The 11,887-nt window shown below is 45.4% G+C and carries 13 protein-coding genes and 6 tRNA genes; all 19 read right to left on the bottom strand.

Features of this window, described 5'->3' with window-relative positions:
* Nucleotides 1–266: 266 nt before the first annotated feature.
* Nucleotides 267–340: transfer RNA gene (locus NCCP2222_RS03810), tRNA-Gly, on the bottom strand.
* Between the two features lie 15 nt (nucleotides 341–355).
* A tRNA-Arg gene (locus NCCP2222_RS03815) sits at nucleotides 356–432 on the bottom strand.
* 20 nt (nucleotides 433–452) lie between these two features.
* Nucleotides 453–539 (bottom strand) — tRNA-Leu (locus NCCP2222_RS03820).
* Between the two features lie 71 nt (nucleotides 540–610).
* Nucleotides 611–686 (bottom strand) — tRNA-Lys (locus NCCP2222_RS03825).
* A 180-nt stretch (nucleotides 687–866) separates the two neighbouring features.
* A tRNA-Gln gene (locus NCCP2222_RS03830) sits at nucleotides 867–941 on the bottom strand.
* A 106-nt stretch (nucleotides 942–1,047) separates the two neighbouring features.
* Nucleotides 1,048–1,119 (bottom strand) — tRNA-Glu (locus NCCP2222_RS03835).
* A 261-nt stretch (nucleotides 1,120–1,380) separates the two neighbouring features.
* Nucleotides 1,381–1,842, bottom strand: a complete 462-nt coding sequence (locus tag NCCP2222_RS03840) for a SprT family protein (RefSeq protein WP_248509806.1) — start codon at nucleotides 1,840–1,842, stop codon at nucleotides 1,381–1,383.
* 11 nt (nucleotides 1,843–1,853) lie between these two features.
* Complete coding sequence (locus tag NCCP2222_RS03845) at nucleotides 1,854–4,013, bottom strand: Tex family protein (RefSeq protein ID WP_248509807.1); 2,160 nt, start codon at nucleotides 4,011–4,013, stop codon at nucleotides 1,854–1,856.
* A gap of 481 nt (nucleotides 4,014–4,494) precedes the next feature.
* Nucleotides 4,495–5,103, bottom strand: a complete 609-nt coding sequence (locus tag NCCP2222_RS03850) for a PP2C family serine/threonine-protein phosphatase (protein WP_248509809.1) — start codon at nucleotides 5,101–5,103, stop codon at nucleotides 4,495–4,497.
* Nucleotides 5,103–5,888: an RNA polymerase sigma factor SigB gene (sigB, locus tag NCCP2222_RS03855; protein WP_248509811.1), complete on the bottom strand. Its 786-nt coding sequence runs from the start codon at nucleotides 5,886–5,888 to the stop codon at nucleotides 5,103–5,105. Before sigB ends, NCCP2222_RS03850 begins: the two co-directional genes overlap by 1 nt.
* Nucleotides 5,863–6,333 (bottom strand): anti-sigma B factor RsbW, encoded by a 471-nt coding sequence (gene rsbW / locus NCCP2222_RS03860; protein WP_238079186.1) that lies wholly within the window; start codon nucleotides 6,331–6,333, stop codon nucleotides 5,863–5,865. Before rsbW ends, sigB begins: the two co-directional genes overlap by 26 nt.
* Nucleotides 6,320–6,661, bottom strand: coding sequence for an anti-sigma factor antagonist (locus NCCP2222_RS03865; RefSeq protein ID WP_238079187.1), 342 nt, complete (start codon nucleotides 6,659–6,661; stop codon nucleotides 6,320–6,322). The genes rsbW and NCCP2222_RS03865 overlap by 14 nt, the downstream gene beginning before the upstream one ends.
* Nucleotides 6,662–6,732: 71 nt before the next feature.
* The gene (locus NCCP2222_RS03870; protein WP_248509812.1) at nucleotides 6,733–7,746 is read right to left on the bottom strand and encodes a PP2C family protein-serine/threonine phosphatase; all 1,014 of its coding nucleotides are present in this window, start codon (nucleotides 7,744–7,746) and stop codon (nucleotides 6,733–6,735) included.
* 16 nt (nucleotides 7,747–7,762) lie between these two features.
* A complete protein-coding gene (locus tag NCCP2222_RS03875; RefSeq protein WP_248509814.1) occupies nucleotides 7,763–8,164 on the bottom strand; it encodes an anti-sigma regulatory factor in 402 nt (133 codons plus the stop codon).
* A gap of 2 nt (nucleotides 8,165–8,166) precedes the next feature.
* Nucleotides 8,167–8,529 (bottom strand): STAS domain-containing protein, encoded by a 363-nt coding sequence (locus NCCP2222_RS03880; protein WP_184212248.1) that lies wholly within the window; start codon nucleotides 8,527–8,529, stop codon nucleotides 8,167–8,169.
* Nucleotides 8,526–9,356 (bottom strand): RsbT co-antagonist protein RsbRA, encoded by an 831-nt coding sequence (locus NCCP2222_RS03885; RefSeq protein WP_248509816.1) that lies wholly within the window; start codon nucleotides 9,354–9,356, stop codon nucleotides 8,526–8,528. The genes NCCP2222_RS03880 and NCCP2222_RS03885 overlap by 4 nt, the downstream gene beginning before the upstream one ends.
* A 531-nt stretch (nucleotides 9,357–9,887) precedes the next feature.
* Nucleotides 9,888–10,238, bottom strand: a complete 351-nt coding sequence (locus NCCP2222_RS03890; protein ID WP_207958896.1) for a type II toxin-antitoxin system PemK/MazF family toxin — start codon at nucleotides 10,236–10,238, stop codon at nucleotides 9,888–9,890.
* A 4-nt stretch (nucleotides 10,239–10,242) separates the two neighbouring features.
* Entirely contained in the window at nucleotides 10,243–10,533 is a 291-nt protein-coding gene (locus NCCP2222_RS03895) for a transcriptional regulator (protein WP_238079191.1), read from the bottom strand.
* Between the two features lie 160 nt (nucleotides 10,534–10,693).
* Nucleotides 10,694–11,806 carry an alanine racemase gene (gene alr, locus NCCP2222_RS03900; protein WP_248509818.1) on the bottom strand — a complete coding sequence of 371 codons (1,113 nt, stop codon included), beginning with the start codon at nucleotides 11,804–11,806 and terminating at the stop codon, nucleotides 10,694–10,696.
* Nucleotides 11,807–11,887 lie beyond the last annotated feature (81 nt).

Raw genomic sequence — 11,887 nt, forward strand, 5'->3', positions numbered from 1 at the left:
CCGCCAGCGTTCGTCCTGAGCCAGGATCAAACTCTCCATAAAAGAGAAATTCGAATAGCTCGAGTTTCTTGCTGGCATCATTTAAGATGTCAATTTTGAATCCAAAGATTCATGTTTGTCTTCTTCCCGACAGGGCCGGGTTCCGACTTTATTGTTGACGTTTTGCTGTTCAGTTTTCAAGGTTCATGTTTGTTGCTTGTTTGCAGCAACTTTTCTAGTTTAACACTTATCTTTCATTAAGTCAAGCATTATTTTAAATTAATTAGTGGAGCGGGTGAAGGGAATCGAACCCTCATCACCAGCTTGGAAGGCTGGGGTTTTACCACTAAACTACACCCGCATATTAAAATGTAAATGGCGCGCCCGACAGGAGTCGAACCCATAACCTTCTGATCCGTAGTCAGACGCTCTATCCAATTGAGCTACGGGCGCATTATTTTTATAGAAAGTATTGGTGCGGTAAAGAGGACTTGAACCTCCACGGGGTTAACCCCCACTAGGCCCTCAACCTAGCGCGTCTGCCATTCCGCCACTACCGCATATTGTTTTCCTGAAGCAAGTTTTATTATACAACTTTCACTCCAAAAGTCAACAACTTTTTTTAAGAGAATGGTGAGCCATGCAGGATTCGAACCTGCGACCCTCTGATTAAAAGTCAGATGCTCTACCGACTGAGCTAATGGCTCGTATAGGATGTTGTTAAGGTACAATTACTTATGTGTTTACACGACTTAAGCTTTGGTATTTCTTGTTGCGTTTAGGTTTTGCTCCAAACACCTTACGGTATTTCTCGTTTTATTTAAGTTTTTGCTCCAAATACCTCTCGGTATTTCTCGCAAATTTTTCAAACGTTCCGTTTGAAAAATTGGCTGGGGTAGCTGGATTCGAACCAACGAATGACGGAGTCAAAGTCCGTTGCCTTACCGCTTGGCTATACCCCATAAATGATACGCCGAGCAACTTGCCAGCTCTACTATATTGCAACAACAAGGAGTAATTATACATCACCCACTCGCCAATTGCAAGTACTTTTTTCAAAAACCAAAGTGACCCCTACGGGATTCGAACCCGTGTTACCGCCGTGAAAGGGCGGTGTCTTAACCGCTTGACCAAGGGGCCATATTTATAATGAAAGGCTGTTGCCTCTTTTGTCTTTTAGTTTGTTTCCCAATCGACTTTTTCTATTATAGATACACTTGAACCATTCGTCAACACTTTTAAGCAACTTTTTTTCGAAACTCTATAGATAGCCTATTCTATCGCTTTTTGCTCGTGTAAAACGAGTGGATTCTACAGCAATGAAGTTATCTCTACATGACTATTCATGAGAAAAGAACCAAGTTCAGCCGGACCTGAAAATCTTGGTCCGGCTGAACTTGGTTACTCCATCTTCTTGATGTACTCGATTTCTCCCCTACATTTTCCACAGCGATATTTCCGCGTATCCATCTTTCGTTTACGCTTATATTCGAGTCGGCATGACGTACATCTGTATATGTGGTGAACTGTCTTTTGAGGTTTTATTTCTTCAAGCTGTTTGCAATAGCGGGGAGATCCCGTTTCAGCCAATAGCTTTTTGAAGTCCTTATCACCGTGTTTGTATCCCTTTCCTTCCCTATGCAAATGATAGTGGCATAGCTCATGTTTAATTACCCCGATCAATTCTTCCACGCCATACTTCTGCAAAACAACAGGGTTAATTTCGATCGAGCTGTCAGACAACTTATAACGACCGCCTGTTGTTCTTAGTCTTCTATTAAATGAAGCCGCATGGGTGAATGGTTTATTGAATACTTCGCTAGACACGTCTTCAATAAGTCTCTGTAATTCATTTTCGTTCATCGGTCTCTCCGTTATTTCCCTGCTGGTGGCAGCATAGTCAGCGCTATTCTACCCTTTGCTTTATCAACCGATTCTACCCATACCGTTACAATATCGCCCGAAGCAACAACATCTAATGGATGCTTTACAAACCCTTTACGCAATTTGGAGATGTGCACGAGTCCATCTTCGGACACCCCAATATCAACAAATGCACCAAAGTCGACGACATTTCGAACGGTCCCCTGCATCTCAAGCCCTTCATGGAGATCATCAATATCCAGCACATCCGCCTTGAGAAGCGGCTGCGGATAATCTTCTCGCGGGTCTCGATTCGGCCGTTGTAATGTTTCGACCACATCCTTTAACGTCACTTCGCCAACTTGCAATTTTTCAGCCAACTGCGATAGAGACAGTGAAGAAAGAGCTTCGACTGCTTCTTTTTGACCGAGCTTGTCCTTGCTGATTCCTGCTTCCTCTAGTATTAACTTCGCCAAATCATAGCTTTCCGGGTGAATGCCGGTCGAATCAAAACGATCTGCCGCTTCCGGAATTCGAAGAAATCCAATTGCCTGCTCATAAGTCTTCGCCCCCAGTCTCGGCACTTTTTTCAACTGGGATCTCTTTGTAAAGCCTCCATCCTCCTCACGCTTCTTGACAATATTTTCAGCAACGGATTTTGATAATCCAGCTACATATTGCAAAAGCGACGGGGAGGCCGTATTCACATTGACACCAACCCGGTTCACGGCTGTTTCGACAACAAATGATAAGGATTCGGAAAGTTTCTTCCTGGCCACATCATGTTGGTACTGTCCCACCCCAATGGATTCCGGATCAATCTTCACTAGCTCGGATAGTGGATCTTGCAGTCTTCTTGCAATTGATACCGCACTTCTCTGCTCGACTTGTAAATCCGGGAACTCTTCCCTCGCCTGGGCAGACGCCGAATAGACACTGGCTCCGGCTTCGTTCACAATTACATAGGAAACAGGAGTGGCTGCTTCTTTAATACATTCCGCAATAAAGTGTTCGGTCTCCCTTGAGGCCGTACCGTTGCCAATCGCAATGATCGTAACCCCGTATTTTTTAATCAATTCAAGTATCATCCGCTTGGATTCCTCTTTTTTGGGTTTCGGCGGATGGGGATAGATGACCGATATTTCGAGCACCTTTCCGGTTTCATTGACAACCGCAAGTTTACATCCGGTTCTAAATGCCGGGTCAACCCCGAGGACGATTCTGCCTTTAAGTGGCGGCTGGAGCAAAAGGCTCTTCAAGTTCTCCGAAAACACATGAATGGCTTGTGCTTCCGCTTTTTCAGTTAGTGATGCCCGAATCTCCCTTTCTACAGAAGGAGCGATCAGCCGTTTAAACGCATCCTCAATCGCCAATTTCACTTGAGCCGCTGCAGGCGAGTGACTCTTTTGAATACGCGCTTTTTCCAACTCTCCAATGATCCGCTCAGCCGGAAACGACACAGAAACACGCAGCAATTCTTCCTTCTCCCCGCGATTCAACGCGAGCACTCGGTGGGGGACTATCTTTTTCAATGGTTCTTCGTATTCGTAATAAATACTGTATACGCCTCGTTCATCGTCAGCATCTTTCTTTAACACGGATGTCATGCTTCCATCCGACCAAGCGAGCTTCCTGACTTTATCACGAAGGGCCGCATCATCCGCAATTCGCTCTGCGATAATATCTCTGGCTCCCGCGAGTGCTTCCTCAGCGGTCGGAATTTCTTTTTCAACGTCAATAAACGGTGTTGCTAACTTCTCAGGAACCTCCGATGAAAACGCAAGCAATGCATCCGCCAATGGCTCCAACCCTTTTTCAATCGCCACCATCGCACGCGTCCGTCGTTTTTGCTTGTATGGCCGATACAAATCTTCCACACGCTGCAAAACACTCGCTTTTTCAATCTCATTTTGCAAGTCGTCCGTCAACTTGCCCTGTTCCTCGATCAAACGGATAACTTCTTCTTTACGTTGTTCCAAGCTTTTTTCATAATGATACGCTTCTTCTATTGTTTTAATTTGAACTTCATCCAACGAACCGGTCGCTTCTTTTCGGTACCGCGCAATGAAGGGAACTGTATTTCCAGATTCCAATAATTCTATGACACTGGCCGTCTGCCGTGAGTTAATTCCCGCACGCTTGGCCGCCTTTTCGATAATTGCAGTTGACATGTCAATCACCCTTTCTTACATAAATGATACCAGAATCAGTTTATCCCTGCTTAGTTCGCCGTTGCTTTTGAGATTACCTTCCATTGATTAAGAATAGTATTGCGGTTATAGGTGCGGGGCATTGGGAAGATAGAAGGAATTTACAGCTGGCTATCAATGGTTTAAAGAAATCCAGTTTACCTGGTGGATGGAAGATAAATTATTCGAGAGGTTTGAAACCACTTTCTAGCATGCTCTTCTGCTAACAAGCATTTCCCTAGAATATATGAGCACTCTCCTACTACTTACGAGTATTTCCTAGACTATACGAGCACTCTTCCACTGCTTACGAGCACTACCTAAGATATACGAGCACTCTTTCTGCTGCTTACAAGCACTGCACCAAACATATAAAGTACCGCTTTGCTCAAAAAAACAATAAAAAACTGCAGAACCGGGATGACCGATTCTGCAGTTCATTATCTTCTATTATTACTTCTGTTCAGCAATCCGAGCGAAGCAGGTCGCCGGCGATGAAAGTGGCGTCATCGCCGATACCGTCTGTCGTCTTTCTTACTCGCTCATACAGTTCGTAGGCATTGACGCTTTCCTGCATGCTGGCTTTTGGGCTTTTCATGACAATGCCATCCGAATGAAGGAAGAACATGTCACCATTCTGGTATTCGTATTTTTGGGTTTTCATCTTTTGCGGGCGGCCGGAAAGGTAGCCCATTACCGGCAACGGGTAAATCATCTTTTGGCCATTATGTAAAATATACAATCGAACATTGCCTACGCAACTATATTCGATTGTACATTCTCTAAAATCCACTTTGACAATTGCCACCGCAGCCCCGCGTTTTTGCACCATGTATTCATTGCAGCGGTTCAGCAATTCGTCCAGGGATTCATGGTGATATTGCTCTAGCACACGAGGAATCACAGCGGCCGATTGACGGGCAACGACACCATTGCCGAGCCCGTCCGCAATAGCACAAATGAAATAATCCTTTTCCGAATGGATGAAGTAGGTATCTCCCGATTCGGTATTGCCATGCTTGGCCGAATTATAAATATAGGCTTCCACATATTCGTTCTTAAAGGTTTCCACTATGAAGCACCACCAGCTGATAATATTGCTTCCTGAAGTTTTTTGATCGCTTTTCGCTGCAGTCTCGAAACGTGCATTTGGGAAATACCGAGCCGTTCACCCGCCTCTTTTTGGCTAAGTTGTTCGATATATGTATACTGGATGATCTGCTTTTCCCGCTCTGACAAGACACTCAGTGCGTTTGCGACAACCAGACGGTGGTCCGTTTTTTCGAATTCTTCGTCCGGTTCTCCAATTATATCGAACAGGGTGACTGTTCCGCCTTCCGAATCCGCTTCGAGCGTATGATCCATCGAAAGTGCTTGATAGCTTCTTCCCATTTCCATCGCTTCCAACACAAGTTCCTCGTCCGTTTCCAAGTAGTCTGCAATTTCACTGACAAGCGGCGATCGTTGCAACTCCGTCGTCAACGCTTCTGCCGCGGCTTTGATTTTCGGTCCGAGTTCCTTGATTCGACGAGGAACATGGACGGCCCATGTCTTGTCACGGAGGAATCGTTTAATTTCCCCGACGATGGTCGGTACTGCAAAGGCTTCAAAGCTGCGACCGAGTTCCGGGTCATATCGGCGAATGGCTCCGAGGAGGCCTAGCATGCCGACTTGGACAATATCTTCATGATACGGTTTGCCGTTAGAATATTTACGAGCAATGGAATGGACGAGACGTTCGTAGTGCAGTACTAGATTTGTTTGCGCCTCTTCGTCATTGTTGTCCTGGAAATTCCGGATCCATTCCAATACTTGCTCCTTCGTATCCGGCTTATGAGCTGGCTGTTCGTTTGACATCTTCTTCGCCCCGCTCTCCGCCGAGATATTTAGTCATAAAGACAGTCACGCCCTCCTCATGATGTAATTTTACTTCATCCATGAGCGTTTCCATCAAGTAAAGGCCCAAACCGCCTTCTCGTAAAAACTCGACTTCGGCAGATTCGTCATACGGCCCGATATGCTTTTTCGTCTCTTCGAAATCAAAGCTTCCGCCATGATCTGCAATCATGATTTCCAGCCGATCTTCGAAAAGAGCACATCCGACGACAACCTCTCCTTCTTCATCCTGATAAGCGTGCTGTACTGCATTGGTAATTGCTTCACTGGACGCAATCTTTAAATCTTCGATGTCGTCATATGTAAATCCTAGACGGCTTGCAATCCCGGAAATCATTAACCGGGCAACGCCGACGTATTGCGCCTTCGCAGGTATCTTAATTTCGATATAATCATATGGTTGCATCGTGATCCTCACTTTCCTTCTTCTCGATGTCAATGATTTCACTCAGGCCTGTTATCTCAAACAGCCGGCTCAAGCGTCGATTTAACCCTGTAATTTTCACATGTCCGCCATTTGCTTTAACAGCTTTGTAGAATCCGACAAATACACCGAGTCCGGTACTATCCATATAATCCACATCAGACAGATCCAATTCCGCCTGCAGGTTCGGTGTTCCTTCCACGGTTGCTAAACGTTCACGGAGTATCGGCGCGGTAAACGCATCAATCTCTCCAATGACTTTAAAATATTGAATACTATCTTGTTCCAACAATTCAACTTGTAAGTTCATTTTCGCACCCCGAATCTTTAATTTCTGCAACATATAGTACTAACTATGTAAATACCCAATATGCAGATACGTTAAACCTCTTCCGGATCTTTTTTGAAAATGACAATAGTAAAATCATCGCCTAATCGATATTCCTGAAGACCGGCAAGTTCGTTGTACAGGTGTTCCGCCATCTTTTGGGCGGATTGGTCCCTTACATCCTTCAGCAGTTGTTGGATTTCACCGATTTCGATGAACCCTTCCTCCGTACGTGTTTCAGTAACTCCGTCTGTCATCATCGCTATAAAGTCGCCCTCTTGCATTTCCACAGTATGCTCTTCATACACAACATCTGTTTTAATTCCGAGGAGCAATCCTTTCGCATCCAATTCCATGAACGTCCCACTTGCAGCGTGATAATAAAGGGCCGGTTCATGGCCTGCAGATGAATAGGAGAATGTAGATGAACAGCCGTCATATTTTCCATAGAACATAGAGATAAACATGGAATTGTCCACACTTTTTTCTACAATCCGGTTAATGACATCGAGTACGGCACGCGGATCGGTATCACCTTGTTCCAGCCCGTCCATCCCGAATTTGATCATGGACATGCAAAGGGCGGCAGGGATCCCTTTGCCCATCACGTCCGCAACCGCAACACTGGCGACATGCTGATTTTCATTGAGGAAATAGACATAATCGCCGTTCATCTGGTGAGCAGGTTGAGAGACCCATCCGACGTCCAATCCTTTCACATTCGGCGTCGACGTCTTCAACAACGTGCCCTGTACTTGCGTTGCGACATTCATTTCCATCTGCATGACTTCCTGTTTACGGATGAGGCTCTGATGCTCCCGCAATGTGAGCCCGTAATGAATCATCATCTCAATGAGGAAGTCCATGGAATCCCATACTTCTTCTTGTAAGTCCGGCAGCAGTTCAAGCAGTGCTGTTTTGTGGATACTTATAACATCTTCCGGCGCTATTTGCTTCTCGATGAACCGCCTGCTGAATTGCTGCCCGACGTATAAATCCTCTTCACTTTGACTGTCGATATATTTCTTCAATATTTCTTTGTACTGCCGACCGACTTCCCGAGGCATCCTTCATCCTCCTATCTTAATGGAGCCATTTCTTTGCGGTTATAGTTGTACCGACGCCCGGTTCAGAAACGACTTTAAAATCGTCCATCAACCTCTTAACGCCCGGCATGCCTGCGCCTAATCCACCTGAAGTGGAATAGCCGTCTTCCATCACCTTCCGGAGATCGCTGATGCCCGGTCCTTCATCCGAGGCGATGATTTTAATTCCAAAGAAACCATTTTCGCTAATTCTTTCAATTTCAATTTTACCTTTGCCAGCGTACAGATAAATATTCCTAGCCAGCTCACTGATTGCTGTCGTAATACGGGCCTGGTCAACAGTGCCGAAACCGGTCTTTTTTGCTTCATTTCGGCCCATTTGCCGTGCAGCAACAATATCCCACTCCGTGTATATATCTACAGAAGACCGATAACTCATGGTCAGGCCTCCAATTCTTTATAAAGTTTGTCCAATCCGTTTTCCAAGTCAAGCGCTGTCATGACATTTTCCATACGGATTCCTAGTTCAATCAATGTAATGGCAACAGCGGGTTGGATTCCGGTTATCACAACTTTTGCTCCCATCAGCCCTGTCATATTGATCACGTCGCCCAGCACTTTTGCAATGAATGAATCGATGAAGTCAATCGGTGTCAAGTCGATGACTACTCCCAGTGCTGACGTTTCATGCATCTTTGTCAGTAAATCTTCTTGAAATTGAATCGCTGTTTGATCATCCAACTCCCATTGGATTGACACGATGAGAACGTCATTCAACTTTAGTATTGGAATTCGGGTTTTCATTCCCCATGCACCTCCACAATTTCTCGGTTTGTCATTGCCAATGCTGCCTGCATCCCTTTTTGCAGCGTACTCTTCGTTGTGAAATCATGTAAGTTAATTCCCAAGGCAACAATAGTCTGAGCTATTTCCGGACGAATGCCGACAAGCATGCACTTTGCTCCGACTAGCCGAACTGCGTCCGCCGCTTGGATGATATGATGGGCAACCATCGTGTCGACGACCGGCACACCTGTAATATCGAGAAGGACAACTTCAGCTCGTTGGCTGACGACCCCTTCCAATAGATTTTCCATAATTAATTTAGCCCGTTCCGTATCGATGGTCCCGACGAGCGGCATAACCGATATCTTGTCGAATACTGGAATAAGGGAAGCGGATAATTCTTGTAAAGCGATCTTTTGTAAGCTGACAGTTCGTTCCCATTCCGTCGAATAGGCGTCGATAATACTTTCTCGAAGCGGGCTGATCCAAGTTGTGAATGTCTCGAGAAAACGGCGTAAATTGCCTTCGTTCATAATGCCTTTCTCTTCCAGTAAATCAAAAACGACAAAAGAGAAATTATCAATTGCCTTATTGACAAATTTGATCGACCAGCCAAACCGGACGACCTTCTCAGTAAAATCATTGAGTTTATCACTATCAATAGAATTCGTTTCCATGATGTTGGATGTCATCAATTCAGCAAATTCCCGGCTTGTCTTTTCCACTAGATTTTCGGGCATGAAGTGGAAAAAGCGCTCTCCTTTTTCCTCTTTCATCCTAGCGATCCAGCACTCGATGATTTCGTCCATGTGTCCATTAATACTTTCTACCATGAGTTTGTTCATGACTCCCTAAATGCCTCCTCGTCAAATATCGTAATATTTCAAGCATTGCTGCCCAGAACGTCCGATTTTTAAAGAAATCAAATAAGCTCCTTATAAGCCCATGATGACGGGCCATTAAGGTGCCATTCATGCGAACTTCGCAATCAAATTGGCTCTTTACAGAATGATGATAGCCGGTCCAGCCGCTGGTTGTCTGTTTGTTTCCAACAGGGACTGCTATATCTGTTGCTCCTTACCTTATTCCAAATTAAATCGAGCAGGTATTTCTTACACATGCGCAGATTCATTCATTTCCTATAACCATTGTAACGAAAAATGGCGAATGAAACACCTTTTACGCAAATAAATTAAAAATAACCCAATTTGAGCCGATAAAGCGGGGACAAATTGGATTTCTGTTTTTGGTGCTGCAGCGATGTTATATGATGATGGCCCGCTCTTAATAAGCATACCAATTTGTTGTAAAAAAATAAAATGGCATTAGTGGACCTTTTACGGCAAAGTCCAATAATGCCATTTTGATTATGTATTCTAAAACTTGATCAACCCGAAGCTGACTTCGAGTGCTTCATCCACTCTTTCCATCAATTGCTCATCCAAGTGGGTGATTTTGTCTGTGAGCCTAGACTTGTCGATTGTGCGAACTTGTTCGAGCAGGATGACCGAATCCCGCTCGAATCCATACCGTTCCGCATCGATTTCAACATGTGTCGGCAATTTTGCTTTTTGGATTTGCGCAGTGATTGCCGCAACAATCACCGTCGGACTGAACCGGTTGCCTATGTCATTTTGAATGACTAGAACCGGTCTCGTACCGCCCTGTTCGGAACCAACGACAGGCGACAGGTCTGCAAAAAAGACGTCTCCACGTTTTATCGCCAAATTTTCATCCTCCGCTAACGAGACGTTCCATCGTATGCTGGGCCTCGAGCTCTGCATGCAAGCATTCTTTTGCAATTTTCAAGTTGATTTGCGACATTTCAACGTACCCTTTCATCATCACTTCGCGGATGGTCTCCGCTTCGTAATCGGTAACGTAGCGTTTTGTCGAAACATATACGAATTCTTCACGCTCCGGCTCCTGATGGACGACCGTATGTTCAATTTCGTTTAACATCTTCTTAGGAATTTTCACGATAACTTCCTTGATGTTCTTTTTCTCTCGCAATACTAGCACCTCCGACAGACCCCGTTCCCTCGATCGATTCTATTCTACTTCATCTTACCATTGAACTTCGACAATGAGAAGACATAGAAGGTATTTTATTGACAAGAATCTTCATAATGAAGTGGAGTTTGTCGAAAGTACGTATAAAATGATCATACCCATTTCCGTCTCAATATATTCTCGGTACCCGCTTGGAAATCGAAACCATAATCTCATAAGGAATGGTGCCAAGCGATTCTGCCCACTCCTCAAACAGGATTTCTTCTTCACCCTGTCTGCCGATGAGCGTCACTTTTTCACCAACCGGGAGCTGTCGCGGCAATCTGACCATGCACTGATCCATGCAAATTGTGCCGACAATCGGCATGCGTTCACCTTGAATCAATACTTCCTGGCCGCGCAGGCCACGGCGCAGACCATCCGCATAACCAATCGGAATCGTGCCGATCCATTCATCTTCGGAAGTCTCGTACGTACCACCATAACTGATCCGGTTTCCTTTTGGCAGCAACTTCACATAGGCTAGTTCCGTTTCAATCGACATCGCCCGTTCCAGCTGGAATGGAAGTTTCGTGCTGGTGTACGGGGACGGAGCCACACCGTACAAACTTATGCCAAACCGAACAGCATCAAGTGCGAAATCCGGGTACAGCAAAGTGGCTGCACTATTAGAAGCGTGAACGAGTCTTGGCTTTATCGGCATCATCCCAGCAATGGCCATGAACGTCTCAAACTGCTCCTCTGTCCTGCAAGAATCTGGTTCGTCCGCGCAAGCAAAATGGGTGAAGATGCCATCAACTTCGAATTGGCCACTTCTCTCCACTTCTTTCAGAAGCGCTTGGAGCCCTTCTTTACTTCGCAGGCCGATTCGGCCCATTCCACTATCCACCTTAATGTGGATTTTCAGCTTGTTCTGATTTTCTTGAAGAATTTCTGCAGCCTGTGCAATCCAGCCCGCATCAGAAACAGTAAGGGTAATATGATCATCCAGCGCCTTGGCAGCGAACGCTGCAGGAGATGGCCCCATGACCAGAATATCTGCCCGGATTCCGCCGTCCCGGAGGCGTACTGCTTCATCAGGCGTGGCAACCGCCACCATGACAGCCCCCGCCTCGATAGCGGCACGAGCTGTTTCAACCTCACCATGGCCATAGCCGTCTGCTTTCACGACGGCTATGACCTCGGTGTTATTTTTTAAATACGCTTTCAAATTCTGCACATTCCGTTTAATCGCTTCAAGTTTGACAGCGGCTACGGTTGGGCGATAATTGGCTTCCTTCACGATGATCCCTCTTTTGTTGTAATGTTTGAAACCATTATCCCCGTTGCGCCGCCGTCTCGTCAAATCAATTCCAGAGTAGCA

It is taken from the genome of Sporosarcina sp. NCCP-2222 (assembly GCF_023168145.1).
In the GTDB taxonomy this organism is placed as follows: Bacteria; Bacillota; Bacilli; order Bacillales_A; family Planococcaceae; genus Sporosarcina.

Coding starts and splice junctions, on each gene's coding strand:
- NCCP2222_RS03840 (WP_248509806.1), bottom strand. CDS start 1,842: ATGAACGAAAATGAATTACAGAGACTTATTGAAGACGTGTCTAGCGAA.
- NCCP2222_RS03845 (WP_248509807.1), bottom strand. CDS start 4,013: ATGTCAACTGCAATTATCGAAAAGGCGGCCAAGCGTGCGGGAATTAAC.
- sigB (WP_248509811.1), bottom strand. CDS start 5,888: ATGTCAAACGAACAGCCAGCTCATAAGCCGGATACGAAGGAGCAAGTA.
- rsbW (WP_238079186.1), bottom strand. CDS start 6,333: ATGCAACCATATGATTATATCGAAATTAAGATACCTGCGAAGGCGCAA.
- NCCP2222_RS03865 (WP_238079187.1), bottom strand. CDS start 6,661: ATGAACTTACAAGTTGAATTGTTGGAACAAGATAGTATTCAATATTTT.
- NCCP2222_RS03870 (WP_248509812.1), bottom strand. CDS start 7,746: ATGCCTCGGGAAGTCGGTCGGCAGTACAAAGAAATATTGAAGAAATAT.
- NCCP2222_RS03875 (WP_248509814.1), bottom strand. CDS start 8,164: ATGAGTTATCGGTCTTCTGTAGATATATACACGGAGTGGGATATTGTT.
- NCCP2222_RS03880 (WP_184212248.1), bottom strand. CDS start 8,529: ATGAAAACCCGAATTCCAATACTAAAGTTGAATGACGTTCTCATCGTG.
- NCCP2222_RS03885 (WP_248509816.1), bottom strand. CDS start 9,356: ATGAACAAACTCATGGTAGAAAGTATTAATGGACACATGGACGAAATC.